This window comes from Polaromonas sp., from assembly GCF_010365105.1.
Classification (GTDB): Bacteria; Pseudomonadota; Gammaproteobacteria; order Burkholderiales; family Burkholderiaceae_C; genus Polaromonas.
The window spans coordinates 94,141-120,508 of sequence record NZ_JAAFGZ010000006.1; the positions used below are offsets into that span (position 1 = coordinate 94,141).

Consider the following 26,368-nt stretch of genomic DNA (forward strand, 5'->3'; position numbering starts at 1 on the left):
CCGTAGTCAATAAGCCGCGATTATGGCATTGCCAATGCTATTTATCTACCGCGGAAATGGCCGTTTCGTGGTCTGTGGTGTCCGCGAAAATCCTGTGGCTGCATGCACTGGAGCGGCAACAAAAAGGAAAAAACGTCAGCTATCCCATAGGATCAAAATTTTTTGTCTGCCCATATTTTCAAGTGTGAAACCTCACAAAACACGTTTTTTGACAAATTAACAATATATGTAACTTAAAAATTATTTGGAAATTGATAGGTGAATATTTTTTTAGCAGGGCGATGGCAACAAAGTACAGCGTGTTTCTCCATTTTCAGATCTTTTCGCATAGGGCTATGGTTAAAAGGCTACCCTTCTTTGTCAATTCCCTGGCTTGCAATTGCGAATGGGAGAAGGCATAGTGAAGTCAAGAAAGTGTTCCGGCTGTCGCCTTTCCTGACGCGTTTGGCGGCATTTTTCAACCAGTTCCAACTTCTGGAATAGGAGTCTCCGCATGAACTTGACGATAAGTGGTCACCACCTTGAGGTCACCCCAGCGCTTCGCGGCTATGTCATGAGCAAGCTTGATCGCATTACCCGGCATTTCGACCAGGTGGTTGATGTCCGGGTCATACTGACAGTGGACAACATGACAGAGAAGGAAAAACGCCAGAGAGCGGAGTGCAATGTGCATGTCAAGGGTCGTGATCTTTTCGCCGAAAGCTCGCACGCTGATCTCTACGCCGCTGTTGATGAACTCGCGGACAAACTTGACCGGCAGGTCGGCCGCTACAAGGCCAAGGCGCAAGATCATGGGCATGTATGCACCAAGCGTGCAGAAGCTTGATGCAGGGATTTCCCCGTTGCCGATGGGTTTGCTCCTGGCGATCTGGTAGCCTTTCGTGGTGATCCTTATATTCAAATACGCTGGCTGAATCGGCGCTGAGTTGCCGAGGTGTTGCATGCAAAAGTCGTTTGTCATGGCAAACGGCTTTTTTTGTCTCTTTTTCAATCAATTCACTGTAAAGTGCATAGTCCGCCGATTAAAAGAGCGTCAATGAACCGTCTTTTGCAAATTTTGCCTCCCCCCCAAGTGCTGGTCCGTGTCGAGGCGACCAGCAAGAAGCGCGCTTTTGAAGAAGCCGGGCTGCTGTTCGAAAACCTCCATGGCCTGAACCGCGCCCTCATTACTGACAGCCTTTTTGCCCGTGAGCGGCTGGGCTCCACCGGCCTGGGCCATGGCGTGGCTATTCCGCATGGTCGCATCAAGGGGCTGAAAACCCCAATGGCCGCGATTTTTCAGCTTCAAACGCCCATCGGGTTTGATGCACCTGATGAGATGGCGGTCAATCTGCTGGTTTTTTTGCTGGTTCCCGAAGCTGCAACTCAAAAACATCTCGAAATACTGTCTGAAATTGCCGAACTGCTGAGCGACAGTCACCTGCGCGAGCAACTCAAGAGCAGCGCCAGTGCTGCCGACCTGCACAAGTTGATTGCAACCTGGCAGTCTGCCCACGAAGTCAGTCCATGAGCATTCGGTTTCTGCAGCCCGGGTTGGCATGAAGCCCACCGTCGTCAGCGCGGATGTCCTGTTCGAGGATCACCGCGCCTCCCTGAAATGGGAATGGGTCGCGGGACTTGGAGCTTCTGAGCGTCGATTTGATGAAGTGGCGGTCAGCGAAGCGCGCTCCGGCGCCGATTTGGTCGGCTACCTCAATTACATCCATCCCTATCGCGTTCAGATTCTGGGCGAGCGCGAAGTGGCCTACCTCACGCATGTGAGCCCCGAGGATGGTGCCCGACGGATTTCTCGCATCATCACGCTGGAGCCGCCAGTACTGGTGGTGGCCGACGGCCAGACCGCGCCTGACACGCTGCTGTCGATGTGTGAGCGCGCCCAGTTGCCCATGTTTGCCACGCCCGAGTCGGCCGCTTTCGTGATCGACGTGCTGCGGGCTTACCTGTCCCGGCATTTTGCCGAGCGCACCTCGATGCACGGTGTGTTCATGGACATCCTGGGCATGGGCGTGATGATCACCGGCGAGTCCGGGCTGGGCAAAAGCGAACTGGGGCTGGAACTGATTTCGCGCGGCCATGGCCTTGTGGCCGATGACGCCATCGACCTGTTCCGCATCAACCAGACCGCCATTGAAGGACGTTGCCCCGACCTGCTGCAAAACCTGCTGGAAGTGCGCGGCATCGGTTTGCTTGACATCAAGGCAATTTTTGGTGAAACCGCGGTGCGCCGCAAGATGCGCCTGAAAATGATCGTTCATCTGGTACGCCGTGAAACGCTGGAGCGCGACTATGAACGCATTCCCTATGAGCCGTTGACGCAGGATGTGCTGGGCGTTCCGGTGCGCAAGGTCATCATTCAGGTGGAAGCCGGCCGCAATATTGCCGTGCTGGTTGAAGCCGCCGTGCGCAATGCCATCTTGCAGTTGCGCGGCATCAATACCTATCAGGAGTTTGTCGAACGGCACCGACGGGCGATGGAGCAGGATGATTAGGTTCCCACGCTCCCCGCTGCGCGTGGTTCGCGGCCCCCCGAGGGATATGTCCCGCCTACGGCCGGGCTAAGCCGGTTCCGTGGCCGGCAAGTGCTCAGGGGAAAGCAGGCATGGTTACTTTTCTATCTGTTCGCCTTGTGGCGGCGAAGTACGCCGGACTAACCATCAGGAATGATGATGGTGCCGCCCTGGCGCTGTTGAACGATTGGGGCAGTCGGGCTTGGTGCAGTTGGCATAAATCGACAGCGAATGGTCGGCAATGGCAAAGCCCTTGAGTTCGGCCACCGCGTGCTGCCGCTTCTCGATCTCGGCGTCGTAGAACTCCTCGACCTTGCCGCAGTCAAGGCAGACCAGGTGATCGTGGTGCTGGCCTTCATTGATCTCGTACACCGCCTTGCCCGATTCGAAATTGCTGCGGTTGAGCAGACCGGCCTGCTCGAACTGCATCAGCACCCGGTACACCGTGGCCAGCCCGATGTCCGAGCGTTCTTCGAGCAATACCCTGAAAACATCCTCGGCTGTCATGTGGCGTTGTTTGCCGGCCTGAAAGATTTCCAGTATTTTCAGTCGCGGCAAAGTAGCCTTCAGGCCGGTGTTCTTCAGCTCGTCAATGTTGCTCATGGGAGTCTCTCTGGAATCTATTCGGGAAAGGGGTGCCGCTCCGGACGGCCTGAAAACAGGTCTGAAAGCACCCAGCCGCTACAATGTTTGATCATATCGCTACACCTTCCACTATGTCCGCCCTGCCTGCAAATCCTCATTACAGCATTCAAAAAATCCTTATTGCCGTGGCTTGCGGGTTGCTGGCGTCGTGCAGCAGCGGCACCATGAGCAGCAGTTCGATCAACCCCGTCAACTGGATCACGCCCTACAAGGTCGATGTGATTCAGGGAAACTTTGTCTCTCGCGAGCAGGTGGAGCAACTGCAGGCGGGCATGACACGCGACCAGGTCAAGGCTGTGCTGGGCACGCCCCTGCTGACCAGTCTGTTCCATGCAGACCGCTGGGATTACGTGTTCACGCTCAAGCGCCAGGGCGTCGAACCGCAGGCGTTCAAGTACACCGTCTTCTTCAAGGGTGACAAGCTTGAACGCTTTGCCGGCGACAGCATGCCCAGCGAAGCAGAATTTATCTCCACGCTGAGCAACAAGCGGGTGCTGGGCAAGGTACCTGTGCTGCAAGCCACTGAAGAGCAACTCAAGGCAGCGGAAAAGTCGTCGGTTTCTAGGGCTGGTCCAGGCGCCCAGGCCGATGCCGCCAATCTGCCGGCCGGTCCATTGACCACTGTTTACCCGCCGCTTGAAAGCCCCAGGCAGTGAGCGCGGGTTCCATGGAACAAGACCGCCAGCACAGGATTGCCATTGCCGGTGCCAGCGGACGCATGGGCCACATGCTGATCGAGGCCGTGAATGCCAGCACCGACTGCCTGCTGACAGGCGCGCTCGATGTGGCGTCCAGTCCCTCCGTAGGCCAGGATGCTTGCGCGTTTTCCGGCCGTTCCAGCGGCATTCTGATTCACTCGGACCTGTGCGAAGGCCTGAAGGATTCACGGGTGCTGATTGATTTCACGCGGCCTGAAGGCACGCTCGCCCACTTGGCCGTTTGCCGTGAACTTGGCATCAAGCTGGTCATTGGCACCACCGGCTTTTCAGATGCCCAGAAAGCAGAAATCCTGGACGCCGCCCAAGACATCGCGATTGTCATGGCGCCCAACATGAGCGTTGGCGTCAATGTCACCCTCAAGCTGCTGGAGATGGCGGCAAAGGCACTTTCCACCGGCTACGACATTGAAATCATCGAAGCGCACCACCGCCACAAGGTCGATGCGCCTTCGGGCACCGCGCTCAAGATGGGCGAGGTGATTGCCGGAGCACTGGGCCGCGATTTGAAAGACTGCGCCGTCTATGCGCGCGAAGGCGTCACCGGTGAGCGCGATCCGTCGAGCATCGGTTTTGCCACCATACGCGGCGGCGATATCGTGGGCGACCACACCGTGCTGTTTGCCGGTATCGGCGAGCGCATCGAAATCAGCCACAAGTCCTCCAGCCGCGCCACCTACGCTCAGGGCAGCCTGCGCGCCGCCCGCTTTCTGGACAGCCAGGCGACCGGCCTGTTTGACATGTTCGATGTGCTCAACCTGAAGTGACGCCGGCATGAGTCTGCTGGCCCTTATCACGCAAGGTGGCCTCATCAGCCAGGCGGTCGCGGCGCTGCTGCTGGCCATGTCGGTCGCCAGCTGGGTGGTCATTTTGTGGAAGGGCTGGCTCCTGCGCCGTGCAACGGGCGACGTGGCACGCAGCACGGCGGCCTTCTGGCAGTCAATGTCGGTTGAAGCGGCCTGCGACAAGATCGCCGTGTTTGACCGCGAAGCCCTGGTGCTGCCGCTCATTGCTGCAACGCAAGCCAAGTCGCATGGAACATTGGCTACCGCCGGCGACAAGTCGGCGCAACTGACCCGCGTACTGCGCGATGCCCTCCATGCGGTGCTACAAAAGCTGCAGTTTGGCCAGGTTCTGCTGGCCACGGTTGGTTCCACCGCGCCTTTTGTCGGGCTGCTGGGAACGGTCTGGGGGATTTACCATGCGCTGACCGGGATGGCGATGGCGGGCCAGGTCACCATCGACAAGGTCTCCGGTCCGGTGGGCGAGGCGCTCATCATGACGGCTGCCGGCTTGGCGGTGGCGATCCCGGCGGTGCTGGCCTACAACGTGTTTGGCCGAAGCATTGGCCGCATCGAGGCCGATCTGGAAGGATTCGCCTTTGATTTGCGCGAACTGCTGGCGGTGCGCAACAACCTGTTGGTGTCCCCGTGAGCTTTGGACGGCTTGAACGAACGCCTGCTTCGCCGCCGATGAGCGACATCAACGTCACGCCGCTGGTGGACGTGATGCTGGTGCTGGTGGTCATCTTCATCATCACCGCGCCCTTGCTGGCCAGCGCCATCCGGCTTGACCTGCCCAGGACCGACGCGGCTAAAGCGCTGGACACGCCCCGCTTTGTCACGCTGGTTGTCGACAAGAGCGGACAGGCTTTCCTGAACGACCAGTCGCAGCCGCTCGATGAACTGGCACGCCAGCTGGCGCAAATCTCCCGCCAGCATCCCGACACCGAGGTGCAACTGCGCGCCGACGAAGCCGTGCCCTACGGCAAGGTGGTGGAAATCATGGGCGTCGCGCAAAAAGCCGGGTTAAGTCGCATCGGCTTTGTCGCCGAACCGGCGCCGCCAGCCAACCTGCCTGCGTCTTCCGGCGGTTAGCCGGTGGTGTGCAGCCCCTAAAATCACGTGTTCGCAGCCCAGGCTGCCCGCCCCAAGCCAGGGGTTTCTTTTTTTCGGTAGCCAGACTTTTCATGCAAGACAAATACAACCACATCGACGTAGAGCGCAGCGCGCAAACCCACTGGAATGCTGCCGATGCCTACCGCGTGACCGAGGACGCGAGCCGCCAGAAATACTACGCCTGCTCGATGCTGCCTTACCCGAGCGGCAAGCTGCACATGGGCCATGTGCGCAACTACACCATCAACGACATGCTGGCGCGCTACCTGCGCATGAAGGGCTACAACGTCCTCATGCCGATGGGCTGGGATGCGTTTGGCCTGCCGGCCGAAAACGCTGCGCTGAAAAACGGTGTGCCGCCGGCGAAATGGACCTACGACAACATCGCCTACATGAAAAAGCAGATGCAGGCGATGGGGCTGGCCGTTGACTGGAGCCGCGAAATCGCCACCTGCGATCCCAGCTACTACAAATGGAACCAGTGGCTGTTCCTGAAGATGCTGGAAAAGGGCATTGCCTACCGCAAGACGCAGGTCGTGAACTGGGACCCGGTGGACCAGACGGTGCTGGCCAACGAGCAGGTGATTGACGGCAAGGGCTGGCGCACTGGCGCGACCGTTGAAAAGCGCGAGATTCCTGGCTATTACCTGAAGATCACCGATTACGCCGAAGAACTGCTGGGCAGCGTGCAGCACAAGCTGCCGGGCTGGCCCGAACGCGTCAAGCTGATGCAGGAAAACTGGATCGGCAAGAGTGAAGGCGTGCGCTTTGCCTTTATGCATGACATACAGGATGCATCCGGCAGCTTGATTGGCGACGGAAAAATTTACGTCTTCACCACCCGCGCCGACACCATCATGGGTGTGACCTTCTGCGCTGTGGCGCCCGAGCATCCGCTGGCGCTCCATGCAGCTGCAACCAATCCCGCACTCGCCACGTTTATTGCGCAATGCCAAGCCGGCGGGACGACGGAAGCCGAACTGGCCACGCAAGAGAAAAAAGGCCTGCGCACCGGCCTGTTCGTCACACATCCGCTGACCGGCGAGCAGGTCGAGGTCTGGGTCGGCAACTATGTGCTGATGAGCTATGGCGACGGCGCGGTCATGGGCGTGCCGGCACATGACGAACGCGACTTTGAATTTGCCAAGAAATATGACCTGCCGATCAAGCAGGTGACCGATGTTCAAGGCAAGACATACAGCCTGGATGCCTGGGCCGACTGGTATGGCGACAAGCAGCAAGGCGTGGCCATCAATTCCGGTCCCTACGATGGCTTGGCCTTCAAGGCCGCCGTGGATGCCGTCGCCGCCGACCTGGCCGCCAAAGGTCTGGGCGAGAAGAAAACCACCTGGCGCCTGCGCGACTGGGGCGTGAGCCGCCAGCGCTATTGGGGCACGCCGATTCCGATCATCCACTGCGACGAGCACGGCGCGGTGCCAGTGCCGGAGCAGGATCTGCCGGTGGTTCTGCCGCTTGACTGCGTGCCCGATGGCTCGGGCAACCCGCTGCACAAGCACGAAGGCTTTCATGCCGGTGTGACGTGTCCGGTGTGCGGCATACCAGCCCGCCGCGAGACCGATACCATGGACACGTTTGTCGACAGTTCGTGGTATTTCATGCGCTATTGCGATCCAAAGAACGATCAGGCGATGGTGGCCGAAGGCGCCGACTACTGGATGCCGATGGACCAGTACATCGGCGGCATCGAGCATGCGATTCTGCATCTGCTGTACGCCCGCTTCTGGACCAAGGTGATGCGCGATCTGGGACTGGTCAAGGTGGATGAGCCGTTCACCAAGCTCCTCACGCAAGGCATGGTGCTCAACCACATCTATTCGCGCCGCTCCGGCAAGGGCGGCAAGGAATACTTCTGGCCGCACGATGTCGAGCATGTGCTGGATGACACCGGCAAGATCATCGGCGCGCGGCTCAAGAATCCCGTGGAAAGCGGTGGAATCCTGCTGCCCGCAGGAACGCAGATCGACTACGAAGGCGTGGGCACCATGTCCAAGTCCAAGAGCAATGGCGTCGATCCGCAGGACATCATTGAAAAGTTCGGCGCCGACACCGCGCGCCTGTACACCATGTTCACCGCGCCGCCTGAAGCCACGCTGGAGTGGAATGACGCGGGCGTTGAGGGTTCCTACCGCTTCCTGCGCCGCGTCTGGAATTTCGGCGTCAAGCTCAATGCTATGGATTCGGGAGCTAAAGATGTAGATGCAGCAAGCGCAAAAGGCCTTTTTGACAAAGAAACCAAGGCGCTGAGGCTGGAAGTGCACTCCCTGCTCAAACAGGTGGACTATGACTACCAGCGCATGCAGTACAACACCGTGGTCTCGGGCGGCATGAAGCTGCTCAACGCGCTGGAAACGATGGCCCCCACGCTCCCGGCTGCACGTGGTTCGCTGCCCCCCGAGGGGGTCGCCCCGCCTGCGGCCTGGCAAAGCCAGTTCCGCGGCCGGAACTTGGCTGAGGAACAAAGCGCGCTTGCGGAGGACGGCTCAGCGGACGATGGCGGGCGGCTGTTTGCCTTGCGCGAAGGGTTCGGCATCCTGCTGCGCTGCCTGTATCCGGCAACGCCGCACCTGTCGCACGCGCTGTGGGCCGAACTGGGCTATGCTGAAAAGGACGGCGACCTGCTGGATGCGCCGTGGCCCGAAGTTGACGCCAGCGCGCTGCAGCAGGACGAAATCGAACTGGTGCTGCAGATCAACGGCAAGCTGCGCGGCTCGGTCACGGTGCCGGCTGGCGCCGGCAAGGCCGAGATCGAGGCGGCGGCGCTGGCTTCGGAGGCGTTTGTCAGGCAGGCGGCAGGTGCTCCCGCCAGGAAAGTCATCGTCGTGCCGGGCCGCCTGGTCAACATCGTCGTTTGAGCCGCAACGCTACCGTCAACATTCTTCAAGGCCAACCCATGCAGCGACGCGCTTTTCTGGTTTTTGCAGTTTCCGCCGCCTCGCTGACGCTGGTCAGCCTGAACGGCTGCGGTTTTGCGTTGCGCAAGGCGCCGAATTTTGCGTTCTCCACGCTGTACAGCGGCCTGGCAGAATCGTCTCCGCTGGGCGTGGAACTCAGGCGCTCGCTGGAGGCTACCGGCAAAGTCAGGGTGATCACCGATGCGCGCCGTATCAGCGAGGCGCAGGTGGTGCTTGAGGTTCTCCAGGACCGGCGTGAAAAGGTGGTGCTCAGCCTGAATTCGTCGGGCCAGGTGCGCGAGTTCCAGTTGCGGCTGCGGTTTTCCTTCCGCTTGCGGACCCTGGCGGGCCGGGAATTGATTCCAGCAAGTGAAATTTCCCTGCAACGCGACATCAGCTTCAATGAGTCGGCTGTGCTGGCGAAGGAAGCCGAGGAAGCCCTGCTTTACCGCGACATGCAGAGTGACGTCGTCCAGCAGGTCATGCGCCGGCTGGCAGCGGTGACCAGCCTCGAGTAAGCCAGCCAAGGGTTGCTGCTCATGCCATGGCGGGCACCGTGGCGGTCCGGTTGGGCCTGGATGAATGAAGGGCGAACGCGGCATTGTGGGTAGACTTTCACCCGGATTGCCCTGAATTCGATCCAAATCAAGACATCGGGCTTCAAAGCCGCTAAGCTGGCGAATCATGCAAACGGCCAGCCTGTCACCTCTTTCCCTGCAACCGTCCAGCCTGACGGATGAACCGCCTGTTTCAACGTCCTGCGCCACGCCGCTGGCCATGCTGGACAATCCTGACGAATGGTCTGCCTTCAGCCGCTCGCTGACCGGGCAGCCTTCGTGCTGGGAATCCAGCGTGGTCTTCGAAGGCATGCACTGCGCGGCCTGCGCCCTCACCATTGAAGATGCCCTGCGCAAGGTGCCGGGCGTGCTGTCTGCCGACATCAGCGCTGCCAGCCACCGGGGCCGCATTGTCTGGTCTGATACCCGCATCAGCCCCTCGGGCTGGATGCAGGCTGCCGCCCGTGCCGGCTACCCGGCCGTGCCTGCCAATGATGCCTTCGCCAATGATCGCCGGCGCGTTGAAACCCGCCAGGCGCTTTGGCGGCTGGGCGTGGCCGGCCTGTGCATGATGCAGGTGATGATGTACGCATGGCCGGCCTACGTGGCCGAGCCGGGCGACCTGGCGCCCGACATGGCGCAATTGCTGCGATGGGCTTCCTGGGTGCTGTCCTTGCCGGTGCTGCTGTTTTCCTGCGCGCCCTTTTTCCGCAATGCGCTGCGTGACCTGCGCCACCGCCGCATCAGCATGGACCTGCCGGTGGCGCTGGGCATGGGCATCACCTTTGCCGTCAGTTCCATGGGCACGTTCGAGCCCAGCGGGATTTTCGGCGCCGAGGTGTATTTCGACTCGTTCACCATGTTTGTCTTTTTCCTGCTGACCGGGCGCTGGCTCGAACTGCGCCTGCGTGACCGGACCGCAGGCGCGCTGGAAGCGCTTATGAATCGCCTGCCCGGCAGCGTCGAGCGGCGCGGCGCCGACGGAGTTTTCGAGCGCGTGGCCGTGCGCCGGCTCGGCGCGGGCGACGTGATCCGGGTGTTGCCGGGCGAAGCCTTTCCGGCAGATGGAATCATTCTTGAAGGCCGCACGCTGGCTGACGAATCGCTGCTGACCGGTGAATCGCGGCCCTTGCCGCGTGACAAAGGCGAGTTGGTGATTGCCGGCAGCCACAACCTTGCGGCCCCGGTGGTGGTCAAGGTTGAACTCACCGGTGGCGAGACGCGGTTTGCGCAGATCGTCGCGCTGATGGAAAGCGCTTCGACCTCCAAGCCGCAACTGGCGCAGCTGGCCGATCGTATCGCCAAGCCCTTTCTTCTGTTTGTGCTGGTGGCTGCGGGGGGGGCTGGCGCCTATTGGTGGTCACACGACCCGGGCCATGCGCTGATGGTGGCGGTGGCGGTCCTGATCGTCACCTGTCCCTGCGCGTTGTCGCTGGCCACGCCGGCGGCCATGCTCGCCAGCGCCGGTTCCCTGGCGCGCAGCGGCGTGCTGGTCCGGCGTTTGCAGGCACTCGAAGCACTGGCTGCGGTGGATGCGGTGGTATTTGACAAAACAGGCACCCTGACCCGCGACGCGTTTGCGCTTGGCGAGGTGCATACCCGGCAGGGCATTTCCAGGGAGGACGCCTTGGGAATGGCGGCTGCGCTGGCGACACATTCCCTGCATCCGGTATCGCGTGCATTGTCATTGGCAGGGCAGGGTGGTGTGCAGTACGAGGTGCAGGATGCCCGGGAAACTGCCGGGCAGGGTGTGGCAGGACAACTTTTCCGTGCTGACATGACGGGATCCGCTGTCAGGGTACGCCTGGGTTCAGCCGGATTTTGCGAAGTGGACCCGCCTGTCACGCCGGCCCTGCACGCTTGCCTGAGTGACGACAAGGGATGGGTTGCCACCTTCGAGCTGCAGGAAGACCTGCGCCCGGACGCGCATGCTACGGTGGCGGCGCTGACGGCGCAAGGCGTCAAGGTTTACCTGTTGTCGGGCGACTTGCCGGAATCGGCCGCCCGCGTTGCCCGGCAAGCGGGTATCGACAACAGTCAGGGAGGCTGCACGCCGCAGGACAAGCTTGTCTTTCTGCGACATCTGCAGTCGCAGGGCCACCATGTCGCCATGGTGGGTGACGGACTGAACGACGGTCCGGTTCTGGCGGGCGCCCATGTATCTTTTGCTTTCGGCCAGGCAGTGCCTCTGGCGCAGGCTCAATCCGATCTGGTGGTGCTGGGGGACCGCTTGGGCACGGTGGCCCAAACCTTGGTGCAGGCACGTCGCACCTTGGGCATTGTTCGTCAGAATCTGTGGTGGGCGGCTGTCTACAATGCCGTCTGCGTACCACTGGCTGTGGCGGGCTGGTTGCCGGCATGGCTGGCGGGAATAGGCATGGCTCTCAGCTCGCTGCTGGTTGTGTTGAATGCCCTGCGATTGTCCTCAGCCATCGCGCCTCTGGAAAGCCTTTGATGGATATCCTTTTTTTACTCGTTCCCTTGTCGGTCATCCTGGTTTTTTTTATTCTGGGCGGCCTGGCGTGGGCCATTCATCGAGGCCAGTTTGAAGACATCGATGCCGAAGGCGAACGCATTCTTCGTGATGATTGACGCAGGTCAATCTGAAATCCGTTACACCGCGATACGCTCACCAAGTTACTAAGTAAAGAAGAGGTAAAAATGACATTTGCCAATACAAGGGCCACGACCTACAACGACACCGTTGTACGGCAGTTCGCCATCATGACAGTGGTTTGGGGAGTGGTGGGCATGCTGGTCGGGGTGATCATCGCAGCCCAGTTGGCATGGCCAGACCTTATCACCGGAATTCCCTGGCTCAGTTACGGGCGATTGCGGCCGCTGCACACCAATGCGGTGATTTTTGCGTTCGGCTGCTGCGGCTTGATGGGTACGTCCCTGTATGTGGTGCAGCGCACCTGCCAGGTGCGGCTATTTTCGGACAAGCTGGCCGCATTCGTCTTCTGGGGCTGGCAGGTGGTGATTGTGGCTGCCGCTGTGTCCCTCCCGCTGGGTTATACCCAAAGCAGGGAATACGCTGAACTCGAGTGGCCCATCGACATCCTGATCACACTGGTATGGGTGGCCTATGCATTTGTGTTTTTTGGCACAGTCGGCACCCGCAAGGTCAAGCATATTTACGTCGCCAACTGGTTCTACGGCGCGTTCATCATCGCCATTGCCATGCTTCATCTGGTCAACAACGCCGCCATCCCGGTTGGTTTCATGAAGTCCTACTCGGCCTATGCCGGTGTGCAGGATGCCATGGTGCAGTGGTGGTATGGGCACAATGCCGTGGGCTTCCTGCTGACGGCCGGTTTCCTGGGCATGATGTATTACTTCATTCCGAAGCAGGCCGAACGTCCGGTTTATTCCTATCGCCTGTCCATCGTCCATTTCTGGGCGCTGATCTTCACGTACATGTGGGCGGGCCCGCACCACCTGCACTACACCGCACTGCCAGACTGGACCCAATCGGTCGGCATGGTGTTCTCGCTGATCCTGCTGGCGCCAAGCTGGGGCGGCATGATCAACGGCATCATGACCCTGTCGGGTGCGTGGCACAAGCTGCGCGACGATCCGATCCTGCGCTTCCTGATCGTGTCGCTTTCCTTTTACGGCATGAGCACGTTCGAAGGGCCGATGATGTCCATCAAGACGGTCAACGCGCTCTCGCACTACACCGACTGGACCATTGGACACGTGCACTCGGGTGCCCTGGGCTGGGTGGGTCTGATCACTATCGGCAGCATGTACTACCTGATTCCGCGTCTCTTCGGCCAGAAGCAGATGTACAGCATGAAGGCGGTGGAGGTGCATTTCTGGACCGCCACCATCGGCATCGTGATCTATATCGCGGCCATGTGGATTGCCGGCGTCATGCAGGGCCTGATGTGGCGCGCGGTCAATCCGGACGGCACGCTGACCTACACCTTTGTCGAGTCGGTCAAGGCCACGTTCCCCTTCTATGTATTGCGTCTGCTTGGCGGCTTGCTGTACCTGAGCGGCATGGTGATCATGCTCTGGAACACCTACAAGACCGCTACGGCTGGTCGTTCAGTCACCGTCACCATTCCGGCTGCCGTGGCCCACGCTTGAGGAAAACAACAACATGGCTAACCAAAAATCTAGCGGTGGTCTTTCTCACGAGAAGATCGAAACCAGCAACTTCCTGATGATCGTGCTGATCCTGGTGGTGCTCGCTGTAGGCGGGTTGGTGGAGATCGTTCCGCTGTTTTTCCAGAAGTCGACGACCGAGCCCATCAAGGGGTTGCAGCCCTACACCGCGCTGCAGGTCATCGGGCGCGACATTTACCAGCGCGAAGGCTGCTACAACTGCCATTCACAAATGATTCGTCCGTTTCGCGCTGAAACGCTGCGCTACGGACCTTATTCAGTCGCTGGCGAGTTCGTCTATGACCATCCATTCCAGTGGGGCAGCAAGCGAACCGGTCCGGATCTGGCGCGGGTAGGCGGCAAGTACAGCGACGAATGGCACCGGATTCACCTGAACAATCCGCGTGATCTGGTACCTGAATCAAACATGCCCGCTTACTCATGGCTGGAAAAAAACACTGTGGATGCTTCTTCAATCAAGGCTCATATGCAAGGGCTGCGTACGGTCGGAACGCCTTATACCGATGAAGATATCGCCAAGGCTTCTGATGATGTCAAAGGGAAAACCGAGATCGAAGCAGTGATTGCTTACCTTCAGGTGCTCGGCATTCACCGTAAATAACTTGATGTGAGGATCGCGGCAATGGATATAAACATACTCAGGTCCATCGTAACGGTGGTCACATTTCTAGTCTTTATTGGAATCGTGGCATGGGCTTGGTCTGGGCGCAACGCCCAAAGCTTTGATGAAGCGGCCCAGCTTCCCTTCAAGCAAGACGAATAGACAGCGCGCAAGAACTGGACAAGGAAGAAAAAAATGAGTGATTTCACCAGTAATTTCTGGTCGTTCTACGTCACTGGCATCTCGCTGGTTGGCATCTTTGCCTGCTTGCTGCTGCTGTGGTTCAGCGGCAAGGCCAAAGCCATGACGGCCAATGACAATACCACCGGTCACGTGTGGGACGGCGACCTGCGCGAGATGAACAACCCGCTGCCACGCTGGTGGGTCTGGCTGTTCATCATTACCGTGATTTTTGCGCTGGCCTACCTTGCCCTGTACCCTGGTCTGGGTACCTATGCCGGCAAGTTTGGCTGGAGCGCCATCGGTCAGTACGAGACTGAAGTGGCCAAAGGCAACAAGGAAGTCGAGCCCCTGTATGCCAGGTTTAACAGCATGAAGCCCGAAGACGTGGCTGGTGATCCGCAGGCCATGGCAATTGGCGAGCGCTTGTTCATGAACAACTGTTCGCAATGCCATGGATCGGATGCTCACGGCAGCAAAGGATTTCCAAACCTTTCTGACAAGGACTGGCTGCATGGCGGCACCCCTGACAAGATTGTTGAAACACTGGTCAAGGGCCGCATTGGCAACATGCCGCCCATGGCTGCGGCGGTGGGGTCTTCCGATGATGTTCGCAATGTGGCGAACTATGTTTTGAGCCTGTCAGGCAGTCCGCATGATTCGGTCAAGGCTTCGCTTGGGAAGAGCAAGTTTGGCGCCTGCGCGGCTTGCCATGGCGTGGATGGAAAAGGCAACCAAGTGATTGGGGCTCCTAACCTCACCGACGATATCTGGTTGCACGGATGGGGTGAAAATGCCATTGTGTCCATGATCAATAATGGCAAGGTAAACCAGATGCCCGCGCAAGAGGGCAAGCTCACCGAATCCCAGATTCATGTGTTGGCATCTTATGTCTGGAGCTTGTCCAACAAGCCAGGCGCAGTAGCGCTGAAGTGATTTTTTACCCGGCAAGACCCCTACTGGGGCTTTGCATGGAGCAGTACCTGTGGATAAATTAAAGCCGACTACTCGAAAAGTCATTCCCATCACGGTAATGGCTGGAGAGCAGTTGCAGGCCACGTCAGCAACTGCCGATGGCGAACCAGGCAGCATCTACCAAGCCCAGAAGAAAATTTACCCGCGAAGCGTCACGGGGCTTTTTTCCAAGTGGCGCTGGGCCATGGTCTATATCACCCAGCTTGTCTTCTATGGCCTGCCGTGGCTGGAGTGGGGCCAGCGCCAAGCGATATTGTTTGATCTGGAAGCACGGCGCTTTTATATTCTTGGGCTGGTTCTTTACCCGCAGGATTTCATTTACCTCGCGGGCATTCTGGTGATTTCGGCGTTGGGGTTGTTCTTGTTCACGGCCGTAGCCGGCCGCCAGTGGTGCGGCTATGCCTGTCCCCAGACGGTATATACCGAAATCTTTCTTTGGCTAGAAAAGATCACCGAAGGCGACCGCTCGGCGCGTTTGCGACTCGATGCAAGTCCCATGTCCGTAAAAAAGTTTGCACGCAAGGCCAGCAAGCAGGTTTTGTGGATTGGCCTGGCCCTGTGGACCGGGTTTACCTTTGTCGGCTATTTCACGCCCATCAAGGAACTGGGTGTCAGTTTCGTCAATGCAAGTATGGGATCATGGGAAACCTTTTGGGTTTTCTTTTACGGGTTTGCGACCTATGGCAATGCAGGGTATATGCGCGAGCAGGTCTGCAAGTACATGTGCCCGTATGCGCGCTTTCAAAGTGCCATGTTCGACAAGGACACCTTGATCGTGACCTATGACGAGGCGCGCGGCGAACCCCGGGGCTCCCGTTCCAAGAAGGCTGATCCGGCGGCTCTGAATCTGGGTTCCTGTGTTGACTGCACGCTTTGTGTCCAGGTCTGTCCGACGGGGATCGATATCCGCAAAGGACTGCAATACGAATGCATCAGTTGCGCGGCCTGTATCGATGTATGCGATACCGTGATGGACAAGATGAACTACCCACGCGGCCTGATTCGCTATTCAACCCAAAACGCGGTAGTGCAGGGCTGGGGTAAATCGCAGCTTTTGCGCCGCATATTTCGTCCCAGGGTGCTTGTCTACACGGCCATCTTGCTCTCCGTGACCGCCGCCATGTTCATCAGTCTGGCGCTGCGCTCCCCGTTCAAGGTCGATGTTATCCGTGACCGTACTTCGCTGGCACGTATCGTGAGTGGTGGAAAGATCGAAAATGTCTACCGCCTGCAGGTGATGAATGCGACTGAAACCACCCAGCAATACCGCATTGCCGCCACCGGGTTGCCAGGTCTGACACTGGCCTCAGAAAGCACTTTCACGGTTGATGCGACTCAGGCGCGCGGAATTCCCGTCACCTTGCAATTGCCATACGAGGCGGCAAGTCCAGGCTCGCATGAAATTCATTTTGAAATCGAGGCTCTCAATTCGCCGGGACGCGTGATCGAGAAGTCGGTATTTCTCGTACCCCGCTAAATTAATAATGGAAATATCATGAACAAAGAAGACGGACAACCCTGGTGGAAATTCGGGCATGTGTGGATGGTTTTCGCAGGGCCTGCGGTGGTTGTCGTTGCCTCATTCATCACCTTGTACCTCGCCATCAAGATCCCCGATCCTGTCGTGACCGGCTACGGCCAGGGATCATTGTCGAGTGGCGTGAAGCAGGAGTCGTTGTCCACCAATATGGCACCAGCGATGCAGGCCCGAAATCATGCGGCCACGGGCGTTCCAGCGCCTGCTGAGCCTTGAGAACTGAACCGGATTCGGAAGGAGTCGTCAAATGACAAGTCCATTCAACCCTCAAATTACCAGAAGGATTTGAACTTTATGTGGGCTCACCGATTGATGTGGATTGCATGGCCTGCCTTCTTGCTGGCAGGCATGATAGAAATGCTGGTATTCGCCCTGGTTGATCCGCAGAGCCTGCATTGGTTTGGCCAGCCTCTGGCTTTGTCTCGCGAGGCCGTCTACACTTTGGCTTTTTTTGTATTCTGGGCACTGACCATGGCATCAAGTGCTTTGACAACCCTGCTTGCCATGTCTCCATTCGAAGTCAATCGTCGCCAACTTCTGGCGGATGAAGTGCTCGAAAGCGGTGCTCGAAAAGTGAAGATCAATTAGCCCGTCCACCCATCAGTCACCGGCCAAGAAATTTCAGTCTTAGCAGGATTTCTGGTTGTTGTTCACGATCAGTTTGAGGGCTTCGGTATCAAGGATGCGCACATGACGCTGCTTGACCTCCACAATCTTGTCTTCTACGAATTTTGAAAAAGTCCGGCTGACCGTTTCCAGCTTAAGGCCCAGGTAGCTGCCAATTTCCTCTCGCGTCATGCGCAACAGAAGTTCGGATTGCGAGAAGCCGCGAGCATGCAGCCGCTGGACCAGGTTCAACAAAAAGGCGGCCAGGCGCTCTTCCGCGCGCATGCTGCCGAGCAGCAGCATCACGCCGTGTTCACGAACGATCTCTCGGCTCATGATTTTGTGCACATGGCGTTGAAGGGAGACAACTTCCCGTGACAACTCTTCGATGCGGTCAAACGGCATCACGCATACTTCAGCGTCTTCCAGCGCGATAGCATCACAGGTGTGGTGCTCCTTGACAATGCCGTCCAGACCGATAATTTCGCCAGCCATCTGAAATCCGGTCACCTGATTGCGGCCGTCTTCGGTGGTGATGCAGGTTTTGAAAAAGCCGGTTCGGATGGCAAACAGTGAACTGAACTTTTCACCGTTGCTGTACAGACGGCCTCCGCGTTTGACCTTGCGGCGTACAGCGACCACTTCCTCGATCCTGTCCAGTTCATCGGCTTTCAGGCCCATGGGCATGCAAAGTTCACGAAGGTTGCAGTTGGAGCAGGCAACTTTCACGGTGACAGGGTTGATGGGCTGGAGCCCGGCGTCGCTTGCGACTTCCCCGCGCTTGCCCGTACTCATGGACTCTGGTTTGACCTCGAACATGACATTCTCCTGATGTGGGTTCGTTGCATGGTTTTAGACAGGCTGACCGCTGACATAGGTCAAACAAGCAATGCGAACTTCAAGATACATTGGCAGTGCTTGCCCCGGAATCGCGGGTGCGCGTTTCAAGGAACCGTCACGAACGCACTTGCGGTTGATTGTATGCCCATCCCCACTCACGAATTGATTCGCCGTTTCGATGTACCGGGACCGCGCTACACCACGTACCCGACCGCAGACCGCTTCGTCGAAGCCTTCACGCCCGAACAGCTGGCGCAGGCACTTGCACAGCGCCGAAACGGCGCGGCCGCCATGCGAGTGCCGCTTTCAGTCTACGTGCATATTCCTTTCTGCGAATCGCTTTGCTATTACTGTTCCTGTCACAAGATCATCACCAGGCAGCATGCACACGGCGAAACCTACCTGCACTACCTTGGCCGCGAGCTTGATTTGTACACTGCTCATCTGGGAACGGGTCAAGCAGTCAGCCAGCTCGATCTGGGCGGCGGCAGCCCCACCTTCTTGAGCGATGGTGAATTGCGCAAGTTGATGGCCATGCTGCGGCGGAGCTTCCAGTTTGCAGCGGGTGGAGACTATTCCATTGAAGTCGATCCGCGAACCGTAGACTCCGCGCGCCTGTCCACACTGGCGGAACTGGGTTTCAACCGGCTGAGCTTCGGGGTCCAGGATTTCGATCCGGCGGTGCAAAAAGCGGTCCATCGCATCCAGCCTGCCGAACAGGTTTTTTCATTGATGGCAGCGGCACGCCTGATTGATTTTGAGTCCATCAACATGGACCTGATCCATGGGCTGCCGAAACAAACGCCGGAATCGTTTGACCGCACCCTGGCGCAGGTTTTGGAATTGCGGCCGGACTCCATTGCCCTGTACGCATATGACCACCTGCCCCAGCACTTCAAACCGCAACGCCGGATTGATGTTGCCGCGTTGCCTGACCCCCGCGCCAGGCTTTGCATGCAGTCGCACTCTTTTTCTGCCTTTCAGCATGCCGGTTATGTGTATATCGGCATGGACCACTTTGCCCTGCCTGACCATGCACTGGCGGTTGCCAAACGCCAGGGCCGACTGCACCGCAACTCCCAGGGCTACAGCATCCAGCCTGACGCCGACCTGATCGGTCTGGGGGTCTCCGCCATAGGCAAGGTGGGCGCCACTTACAGCCAAAACGCCAAGACACTGGACACGTATTACGACGACCTGCAGCAGGGGCGACTGCCCGTGGCACGGGGTCTGGCGCTGTCCCGCGATGACCTGGTGCGGCGCAGCGTCATCATGGCGCTGATGTGCCAGGGCCAGTTGGAGTTCGAGTCGATCGAACTGGGCTACCTGATTGATTTCAAGTGCTATTTTGCCGCCGAGCTGGAACTGCTTTGCGGCCTGCAGGCACAGGGTCTGGTGGAGGTCAGTGACACTGGCCTTCAGGTGACGGCGATGGGCTGTTATTTTGTACGCAGCGTGGCGATGGTTTTTGACCGCTATCTGCAGGCAGACCGTACGCGTGCAAGGTTTTCCCGGATCATCTAGAACGGTTTCATGAACACCTCGCTGGCCATGACGGCATTATTGATGGGACTGGCAGGCGGGCCGCACTGCATTGCCATGTGCGGCGCCGCCTGCGCGGGCATCGGCAATGCGGCCGGCGCGCGCAAGACATCCGCCCTCTGGACTTTCCAGGCTGGTAGGCTGGCCAGCTATTCGGCGCTCGGTGCGGTGGCCGCAGCGTCGATGCAGGGCCTGGGATGGCTGACCACCCAGACGGCAGTCATGCGCCCGGTCTGGACGCTGTTTCATGTCGCCGTGATGATGATGGGCTTGATGCTGGTGGTGCTGGCCCGCCAGCCGGTGTGGCTCGACAGCACGGCGCGTAGCGTATGGAGCCGGGTCAGGGCGTTCAATGCATCCTGGGGCCGGGGCGCGCCGCTGGCCATTGGCGCACTCTGGGCCTTCATGCCATGCGGGCTGCTGTACTCGGCGGTGCTGGTGGCGGCCCTGAGCGGCGGTCCGCTGCAGGGCGCGCTGACCATGGCGCTGTTTGCCCTGGGCAGTAGTGTGTCCCTGCTGATCGGCCCGTGGCTGCTGCTGCGCCTGCGCGGCGGTGGAAGCGGTGAATGGGGCATTCGCCTGGCCGGGCTGGCATTGGCAGCCACTTCCGGCTGGGCCTTGTGGATGGGGCTGGCGCACGATACGGCGCCCTGGTGTGTTACGTAAGCCCCCACGCTCCGCCGCTGCGCGGGTCGCTGCCCCTGAGGGGGCGCTGCGCCTGCGGCCCGGCAAAGCCGGTTCCGCGGCCCCTGCTGTTGTTCAGGGCTTTTTCAGCCTTTGGGGCGTATTCATTCTGATCAGAAAACCAATTTTCAGTACCGAATAGGCTTCTTTCGCATGCTGAGTATGGTTAACCAGCTACAAATTCGATAGCAATCAGCCAGCCGGCGAGTTTTGAACGCCGCGATGGACGTGCCCGGTGATGCCGCTCTATCCCCGGCGCATCAGCGTGCTTTTGCCGAACAGGCTTTCGATCAGGTCCAGCGCCACTTCGGCCGTGGCATTGCGCACGTCGAGTGCCGGGTTGAGCTCCATCACGTCAAGCGATGCCATGCGGCCGGTGTCGGCAATCATTTCCATGCACAGCTGGGCTTCGCGGTAGGTGGGGCCGCCCTTGACGGCCGTTCCAACGCCGGGCGCGAAGCTGGCGTCCAGAAAGTCCACGTCAAAGCTCACATGCAGGTGCGTGTCGGCGTCGATGCCGGCCAGCGCCGCCTCCATGGTGCGCTTCATGCCCATTTCGTCGATGTAGCGCATGTCGAACACCTCCAGCCCCGATGCCCTGACAAAGCGCTTTTCGCCGGCATCCACGCTGCGGATGCCGATCTGGCGAATGACCGACGGCTCGATCGCCGGCGACTGCCCGCCAATGCCTGTCAGTTCGGCCGGCCCGTGGCCGCACAGGACCGCCACCGGCATGCCGTGCGTGTTGCCGGTCGGCGTCAGGTCGTCGGTGTTGAAGTCGGTGTGCGCATCGAGCCACAGCACGCGCAGCTTCTTGCCGGTCTGGCGACAGTGACGGGCTACCGCGCTGATGGAGCCAATCGCCAAGCAGTGGTCGCCGCCCAGCAGCACCGGCATCTCGCCCTCGATCAGCGCCGTATGCACCGCTTCGTGCACCGCATGGTTCCAGGCCGCAACCTCGACCAGGTGGCGGTAGCCGCTAACGGGTGCTTGCCAGGGGTTGGCCGGTCCGACAAGGTTGCCCTGGTCGGTGACGCGCAGGCCGTGGCCTTCCAGTGTCGGCTGCAGGCCCGCCACGCGGAAAGCTTCCGGACCCATCGAGGCGCCGCGCGTGCCCGCGCCGACATCGGTGGGTGCGCCTATCAGTCTGATGTGTTGTGTCATGGGGTTGTCGATTCGCGGTTGTGGGCAATGTGTTTTATGGGCGACTTGCGGCTCATTCCAGAACGGGCTCGGCCACTGGCCGGACAGGCGCCCCGGCGTCCAGCAGTCCGGAGGCACTGGAAAAGGCCGGCCTGACGAGCTGGTAAAGGTCCTTGGGGTCTTCCAGCCGGGGAATCAGGGGCAGGGACTGGCCAAGTCCGTGCCCTCGGGCCTGGGCGTAAAGATAGCGCAAGGCCGAGAAATCCTCAAGCGCAAAGCCGACCGAGTCAAACACCGTGACCTGCGCGGCGCTGTCACGGCCCGTCGCATCGCCTGCCAGCACCTGCCACAGTTCGGTGACGGCAAAACCGGGCGGCATCTGCTGCAGATCGCCTTCCACGCGGGTTTGCGGCTCGTATTCCACGAACACTTTGGCGGCGGCCAGCACCTCGGGGTGGATTTCGGTTTTGCCGGGACAGTCGCCACCTACGGCGTTCAGGTGGGTGCCGGGGCTGAGCATGCCGGCGGTAATGATGGCCGCCTGTGTCTTGTCGGCGGTGATGGTGGTCACGATGTCCGCGTCAAACACCGCTTCAGCGCTGCTGGCGCAGACCCGCAGGCGCAGGCCGGCGGTGTCCGGGTTGGCCTGCAGGTTCCGCATCAGCTTGGCGGTGGCGGCGGCATCGGTGTCGTAGAGACGGATTTCCTTGATGCCGAGCAAATGGTGAAATGCCAGCGCCTGGAATTCGCTTTGTGCGCCATTGCCGATCAGCGCCATCACGCGGCTCTCGGGCCGGGCCAGCGCGCGCGCCGCCAGCACCGAAGTGGCGGCGGTGCGCAAGGCCGTCGCCAGCGTCAGTTCACTGAGCAGCATCGGCATGCCGGTGGACACATCGGCCAGAACCCCGAACGCCATGACAGTAGGCAGGCCCTGCGAGGTGTTTTTCGGATGGCCGTTGACGTATTTGAAGGTGTAGTGGGCGCCATCGGCAATCGGCATGAGTTCGATCACGCCGTCCGGTGAATGGCTCGCCAGGCGCGCCGACTTGTCAAAGCTGCTCCAGCGCGAAAAATCCTGCCGGATGTACGCTTCCAGACCCTGCAGCGTAGCAGCCATGCCCTGGTTGTGGACCAGTCCGGCCACATCGGAGGGGCTCAGGAAAAGGGTTTTCTGGCAGGGTTGAGTGACATGTTTCATGGAGGCCTCGCGCGCTTTGGAAAAGATGCACCCAGTGTCCTTCTCACGCAAGGCAATCACAAGTGTCAAAATTGAGTGCAAATTGACAGTTTATTGCCGTTATGACAGGATAAAATATCAAAATGGATGAAACCGATCACCAGCTGATTTCCTTTTTGCGCCAGGACGCACGCCTTTCCGTGGCGACGCTGGCCACTCGGATGGGGGTTTCGCGCGGTACCGTCACCAACCGGATTCGCAAGCTGGAAGACGAGCGCGTCATCGTCGGCTACACCGTGCGCCTGCGGCCCGATGTGCAGCGGAGTGAAATCAAGGCATGGATGAGCATTGCCGTCGAGGGCAACCAGACCCGCACGGTGATTGCCAGCCTGCTGGGCGAGCCCGGCGTGGCCACGCTGCACGACACCAACGGCCGCTGGGACCTGCTGGCCGAACTGCGCGCCGAAAACCTGCAGGATCTGGCCAAGGTGCTCGAACGCATCCGCCTGCTCAAGGGCATCAGCAACACCGAAACCAGCATTCACCTGGAAACCTACCGGCTCTCGTAGCGCGCAGGCCCCAGCTTCTAGAATCACTCCACTATGCAACTGGCCCCCGCCCAACTGTCCGACCACCTCAAGCGCGGCTTGAGGAGCCTCTACACCCTGCATGGCGACGAACCCCTGCTGGTGCAGGAGTTTGCCGATGCGCTGCGCGCTGCGGCCCGTCAGCAAGGTTACACCGAGCGCACGGTGCACACGGTTTCAGGCGCGCATTTCGACTGGAGCGAGGTGCTGGCCAGCGGCGGCTCGCTCAGCCTGTTTGCCGACAAACAGATCGTCGAGGTCCGCATTCCCGGCGGCAAGCCCGGGAAGGACGGCTCGGTGGCGCTGCAGCAACTGGCCGAGCGCGCCCAGGGCGACGACTCCACGCTGACGCTGGTGATGCTGCCGCGGCTCGACAGCGCTACCAGCAAGGGCGCCTGGTTTGGCGCGCTGGAGAGCTTCGGCGTGACCGTCAGGTTCGAGCCGATTGGCCGACCCATGCTGCCGCAATGGATCGCGCAGCGCCTGCAGCAGCAGGGCCAGCGCGTGGCGAATGGCGAAGAAGGCCAGCGCACGCTGCAGTTCTTTGCCGACCGGGTCGAGGGCAACCTGCTGGCCGCGCACCAGGAAATCCAGAAGCTGGCGCTGCTCTACCCGGTCACGGGCGATGGCGTTTTGAGCTTTGACCAGGTGGAAAATGCGGTGCTCAATGTGGCGCGCTACGACGTGTTCAAACTGTCCGAGGCGGTGCTGGGCGGTCAGGCGATCCGCGCTGCCCGCATGATCGACGGCCTGCAATCCGAAGGCGAGTCCGAAGTGCTGGTGCACTGGGCGCTGGCCGAAGACATCCGCAGCATGAAACGGGTGAAAGACGCGATTCGCGCCGGCCGCCCCATGCCGATGGCGCTGCGTGAAAACCGCGTCTGGGGTGCGAAAGAAAAACTCTATGAACGCGTGCTGCCCGGCATGAGCGATGCCGCACTGGCCAGACTGCTCGACGCCGCGCAAAAGGTCGATGGCATCGTCAAGGGCCTGAAGCAGCCCGACTGGCCGCTGAGCGGCTGGCAGGCACTGCACCGGCTGGCCGGCATGGTGTGCGAGCACTGCGCGGCACCATCGCGCGGGCCTCCACCGGCCAGCCGACAACGCCCGCAGGCATGAGGGATTCAACACATGCTGCACAACGCCTCCCTTTCCAAAAAGCTGCTGCGCATCGGTGCCAGCCTGCTGATCCTGGCGCTGGCGTCGATCGGACTGACCTTGTGGGTCACCTGGCAGCTTGAAGGCGGCGCTGCGGCGGTCAACGAAGCCGGACGCATGCGCATGCAGACCTGGCGCCTGACCAGCGCCGTGCATGCCGGCACGCCCCCTGTCGAACTGCAGCGCCTGATTGGCCACTTTGAAGACAGCCTGTCGGTATTGCGCAGTGGCGACGCGTCCCGGCCGCTGTTCGTTCCCTGGGATGACCAGGTCCGCCAGCAGTTTGCCGTGGTCGAGTCGCTGTGGCAGGTGCAGCGCCAGCACTGGCAGGCCGTGCCGGCCCTTCCCGTGGATGCTTCGCTGCAGACGGCTGGCGATTTTGTCGAGGCCATCGACCGCTTCGTGCTGGCCATCGAGCGGCACCTGTCCCGGCTGACCGCCATCCTCAACCTGTTCCAGTTCGCCATGATGGCGCTGGCCATCGGCGGTGCGGTCGTCATGCTCTACACCGGCTACCTGTATGTGATCAGCCCTCTGAGCCGGCTGCGCCAGGGCCTGGGCAAGATCGAGTCCGGCGAGCTCGCAACCCGCATCGATGTTGACACCGGTGACGAGTTCGGCCAGGTGGCCGCCGGCTTCAACCGCATGGCCGGCACCCTGGAGTCGATGTACCACGGCCTGGAGTCCCAGGTCGAGGCCAAGACCCGGCACATCGAGGCGCAGCGGCTGCGGCTGGAGGCACTCTATGAAGTCAGCGCCTTTCTGGCCCAGGCCAGCAGCATCGAGGAGCTGGCGCGTGGCTTTGCACAGCGTGTGCGCACGCTCATGAAGGCCGATGCCGGCGCCGTCCGCTGGTCGGACGACGCCAGCAAGCGCTACCTGATGCTGGCCTCTGACTGCTTTCCGCAGGACATGCTCGAAGAAGAGCGCACGCTGCTGGCCGGCGCCTGTGCCTGCGGCAACCTGCAGCCTGCGTCGCGCACCCGTGTGATCCCGATCCTGAGTCACGACGAAATCCCGGTGCGGCGCTGCGCCAAGGTGGGCTACGAAAGCGTTGTCAGCGTGCCCATCCGGCTGCAGCAGCGCCTGCTGGGCGAATTCAACCTGTTTTTCCGCAGCGCCGTCACGCTCAGCGACGAGGAAACCGAGCTGCTCGACGCGCTGGCCAGCCATCTGGCCAGCGCGCTGGAAAGCCTGCGTGCCGCCGCGCTGGCCAGAGAAGCCGCCGTGGCCGAAGAACGCGCGATGCTGGCGCGTGAACTGCACGACTCGATTGCGCAGTCGCTGGTGTTCCTCAAGATCCAGCTGCAACTGCTGCGCACCGCCACCCAGAAAGGCCAGACCGAGCAGATGCACCAGGCGCTGGACGAACTGGACACCGGGCTGCGCGAGAGCATCGGCGACGTGCGCGAGCTGCTGGTGCATTTCCGCACCCGCACCAATACCGACGACATTGAGCAGGCGCTGCAGGAAACATTGCAAAAATTCCAGCACCAGACCGGCCTGCCGACGCACTTGACCGTGCATGGCGACGGCCTGCCGCTGCCGCCCGACGTGCAGGTGCAGGTGCTGCATGTGCTGCAGGAAGCGCTGTCCAATGTGCGCAAGCATGCCGGCGCCAGCAAGGTCGAGCTCGAAGTGATCAAGGGTGCGCAGTGGCGCTTCATGGTGCGCGACGACGGCATCGGTTTCAATGCCCGCAGGGAACACGGCCCCTCCCATGTCGGCATGAAAATCATGCGCGAACGCGCCGGCGGCATTGGCGCCCACGTTGAAATCATCTCGAAGCCGGGGCAGGGCACCACCGCAAGCCTGACGCTGCCCACGCATCCGGTGGCTAAAAGCAGCGGCGTGGCCATCACCGGGCTGGAGCTGGAGTCGCTGGCCGGCCTGATGCGTGTTCATTGACAAAAACCTGACATTCCACGACTGAATAGCCATGAAAAACGCCTCTGGCGCACTATCC

27 protein-coding genes are annotated in these 26,368 nt (G+C 60.3%); 23 read left to right on the forward strand and 4 right to left on the reverse strand.

Annotated elements, in window-relative coordinates; translation table 11 throughout:
- The first annotated feature begins 493 nt into the window (after positions 1-493).
- From raiA to hprK, 3 genes are all read left to right on the forward strand, one after another.
- Complete coding sequence (raiA, locus tag GZ092_RS05480) at positions 494-826, forward strand: ribosome-associated translation inhibitor RaiA (protein WP_293635129.1); 333 nt, start codon at positions 494-496, stop codon at positions 824-826.
- Positions 827-1,036: 210 nt separating this feature from the next.
- Entirely contained in the window at positions 1,037-1,510 is a 474-nt protein-coding gene (locus GZ092_RS05485) for a PTS sugar transporter subunit IIA (protein WP_293635244.1), read from the forward strand.
- 28 nt (positions 1,511-1,538) lie between these two features.
- Positions 1,539-2,489: an HPr(Ser) kinase/phosphatase gene (gene hprK / locus GZ092_RS05490; RefSeq protein ID WP_293635130.1), complete on the forward strand. Its 951-nt coding sequence runs from the start codon at positions 1,539-1,541 to the stop codon at positions 2,487-2,489.
- A 165-nt stretch (positions 2,490-2,654) separates the two neighbouring features.
- On the opposite strand, the gene fur is transcribed toward hprK, so the two are convergent.
- Positions 2,655-3,110, reverse strand: coding sequence for a ferric iron uptake transcriptional regulator (gene fur / locus GZ092_RS05495; protein WP_293635132.1), 456 nt, complete (start codon positions 3,108-3,110; stop codon positions 2,655-2,657).
- 113 nt (positions 3,111-3,223) lie between these two features.
- Here fur and GZ092_RS05500 point away from each other — a divergent pair, with 113 nt between their 5' ends.
- The 15 genes from GZ092_RS05500 (at position 3,224) to GZ092_RS05570 (ending at position 17,253) form a co-directional block, all read left to right on the forward strand.
- Positions 3,224-3,808, forward strand: coding sequence for an outer membrane protein assembly factor BamE (locus GZ092_RS05500; RefSeq protein ID WP_293635134.1), 585 nt, complete (start codon positions 3,224-3,226; stop codon positions 3,806-3,808).
- Positions 3,809-3,819: 11 nt separating this feature from the next.
- Complete coding sequence (gene dapB / locus GZ092_RS05505) at positions 3,820-4,635, forward strand: 4-hydroxy-tetrahydrodipicolinate reductase (RefSeq protein WP_293635136.1); 816 nt, start codon at positions 3,820-3,822, stop codon at positions 4,633-4,635.
- 7 nt (positions 4,636-4,642) lie between these two features.
- Positions 4,643-5,302, forward strand: coding sequence for a MotA/TolQ/ExbB proton channel family protein (locus tag GZ092_RS05510; RefSeq protein WP_293635138.1), 660 nt, complete (start codon positions 4,643-4,645; stop codon positions 5,300-5,302).
- Positions 5,299-5,745, forward strand: a complete 447-nt coding sequence (locus GZ092_RS05515) for a biopolymer transporter ExbD (RefSeq protein WP_293635140.1) — start codon at positions 5,299-5,301, stop codon at positions 5,743-5,745. Before GZ092_RS05510 ends, GZ092_RS05515 begins: the two co-directional genes overlap by 4 nt.
- A 92-nt stretch (positions 5,746-5,837) precedes the next feature.
- Positions 5,838-8,639: a leucine--tRNA ligase gene (gene leuS, locus GZ092_RS05520; protein WP_293635142.1), complete on the forward strand. Its 2,802-nt coding sequence runs from the start codon at positions 5,838-5,840 to the stop codon at positions 8,637-8,639.
- Positions 8,640-8,677: 38 nt separating this feature from the next.
- Complete coding sequence (lptE, locus tag GZ092_RS05525; RefSeq protein ID WP_293635144.1) at positions 8,678-9,196, forward strand: LPS assembly lipoprotein LptE; 519 nt, start codon at positions 8,678-8,680, stop codon at positions 9,194-9,196.
- Between the two features lie 166 nt (positions 9,197-9,362).
- Entirely contained in the window at positions 9,363-11,690 is a 2,328-nt protein-coding gene (locus GZ092_RS05530; protein WP_293635146.1) for a cation-translocating P-type ATPase, read from the forward strand.
- Positions 11,690-11,827, forward strand: a complete 138-nt coding sequence (gene ccoS / locus GZ092_RS05535) for a cbb3-type cytochrome oxidase assembly protein CcoS (RefSeq protein WP_293635148.1) — start codon at positions 11,690-11,692, stop codon at positions 11,825-11,827. Before GZ092_RS05530 ends, ccoS begins: the two co-directional genes overlap by 1 nt.
- A 69-nt stretch (positions 11,828-11,896) precedes the next feature.
- The gene (ccoN, locus tag GZ092_RS05540; protein WP_293635150.1) at positions 11,897-13,333 is read left to right on the forward strand and encodes a cytochrome-c oxidase, cbb3-type subunit I; all 1,437 of its coding nucleotides are present in this window, start codon (positions 11,897-11,899) and stop codon (positions 13,331-13,333) included.
- A gap of 13 nt (positions 13,334-13,346) precedes the next feature.
- Positions 13,347-13,973: a cytochrome-c oxidase, cbb3-type subunit II gene (ccoO, locus tag GZ092_RS05545; RefSeq protein ID WP_293635152.1), complete on the forward strand. Its 627-nt coding sequence runs from the start codon at positions 13,347-13,349 to the stop codon at positions 13,971-13,973.
- A 21-nt stretch (positions 13,974-13,994) separates the two neighbouring features.
- A complete protein-coding gene (locus tag GZ092_RS05550; RefSeq protein ID WP_293635154.1) occupies positions 13,995-14,135 on the forward strand; it encodes a cbb3-type cytochrome c oxidase subunit 3 in 141 nt (46 codons plus the stop codon).
- A 33-nt stretch (positions 14,136-14,168) separates the two neighbouring features.
- Positions 14,169-15,089 carry a cytochrome-c oxidase, cbb3-type subunit III gene (gene ccoP, locus GZ092_RS05555; protein WP_293635156.1) on the forward strand — a complete coding sequence of 307 codons (921 nt, stop codon included), beginning with the start codon at positions 14,169-14,171 and terminating at the stop codon, positions 15,087-15,089.
- A 97-nt stretch (positions 15,090-15,186) separates the two neighbouring features.
- Entirely contained in the window at positions 15,187-16,605 is a 1,419-nt protein-coding gene (gene ccoG, locus GZ092_RS05560) for a cytochrome c oxidase accessory protein CcoG (RefSeq protein WP_293635246.1), read from the forward strand.
- A gap of 18 nt (positions 16,606-16,623) precedes the next feature.
- Positions 16,624-16,881, forward strand: a complete 258-nt coding sequence (locus tag GZ092_RS05565) for a nitrogen fixation protein FixH (protein WP_293635158.1) — start codon at positions 16,624-16,626, stop codon at positions 16,879-16,881.
- Positions 16,882-16,959: 78 nt separating this feature from the next.
- Positions 16,960-17,253: a hypothetical protein gene (locus GZ092_RS05570; protein WP_293635248.1), complete on the forward strand. Its 294-nt coding sequence runs from the start codon at positions 16,960-16,962 to the stop codon at positions 17,251-17,253.
- Between the two features lie 39 nt (positions 17,254-17,292).
- On the opposite strand, the gene fnr is transcribed toward GZ092_RS05570, so the two are convergent.
- Positions 17,293-18,015, reverse strand: coding sequence for a fumarate/nitrate reduction transcriptional regulator Fnr (fnr, locus tag GZ092_RS05575; protein WP_293635250.1), 723 nt, complete (start codon positions 18,013-18,015; stop codon positions 17,293-17,295).
- Between the two features lie 237 nt (positions 18,016-18,252).
- Here fnr and hemN point away from each other — a divergent pair, with 237 nt between their 5' ends.
- Both hemN and GZ092_RS05585 read left to right on the forward strand, forming a co-directional pair.
- Entirely contained in the window at positions 18,253-19,635 is a 1,383-nt protein-coding gene (gene hemN, locus GZ092_RS05580; protein WP_293635251.1) for an oxygen-independent coproporphyrinogen III oxidase, read from the forward strand.
- A 9-nt stretch (positions 19,636-19,644) separates the two neighbouring features.
- Entirely contained in the window at positions 19,645-20,319 is a 675-nt protein-coding gene (locus GZ092_RS05585) for a sulfite exporter TauE/SafE family protein (RefSeq protein ID WP_293635160.1), read from the forward strand.
- A gap of 264 nt (positions 20,320-20,583) precedes the next feature.
- Here GZ092_RS05585 and rocF read toward each other — a convergent pair whose 3' ends face one another.
- Complete coding sequence (gene rocF, locus GZ092_RS05590; protein ID WP_293635162.1) at positions 20,584-21,501, reverse strand: arginase; 918 nt, start codon at positions 21,499-21,501, stop codon at positions 20,584-20,586.
- A gap of 52 nt (positions 21,502-21,553) precedes the next feature.
- Positions 21,554-22,678, reverse strand: coding sequence for an ornithine cyclodeaminase (locus GZ092_RS05595; protein ID WP_293635164.1), 1,125 nt, complete (start codon positions 22,676-22,678; stop codon positions 21,554-21,556).
- A gap of 122 nt (positions 22,679-22,800) precedes the next feature.
- Here GZ092_RS05595 and GZ092_RS05600 point away from each other — a divergent pair, with 122 nt between their 5' ends.
- The 3 genes from GZ092_RS05600 to GZ092_RS05610 are packed head-to-tail and all read left to right on the forward strand — an operon-like array spanning position 22,801 to position 26,310.
- Positions 22,801-23,226 carry an Lrp/AsnC family transcriptional regulator gene (locus tag GZ092_RS05600; protein ID WP_293635166.1) on the forward strand — a complete coding sequence of 142 codons (426 nt, stop codon included), beginning with the start codon at positions 22,801-22,803 and terminating at the stop codon, positions 23,224-23,226.
- Positions 23,227-23,259: 33 nt separating this feature from the next.
- Positions 23,260-24,363 carry a DNA polymerase III subunit delta gene (gene holA, locus GZ092_RS05605; protein ID WP_293635168.1) on the forward strand — a complete coding sequence of 368 codons (1,104 nt, stop codon included), beginning with the start codon at positions 23,260-23,262 and terminating at the stop codon, positions 24,361-24,363.
- 12 nt (positions 24,364-24,375) lie between these two features.
- A complete protein-coding gene (locus GZ092_RS05610) occupies positions 24,376-26,310 on the forward strand; it encodes a type IV pili methyl-accepting chemotaxis transducer N-terminal domain-containing protein (RefSeq protein ID WP_293635170.1) in 1,935 nt (644 codons plus the stop codon).
- Positions 26,311-26,368: the final 58 nt, after the last annotated feature.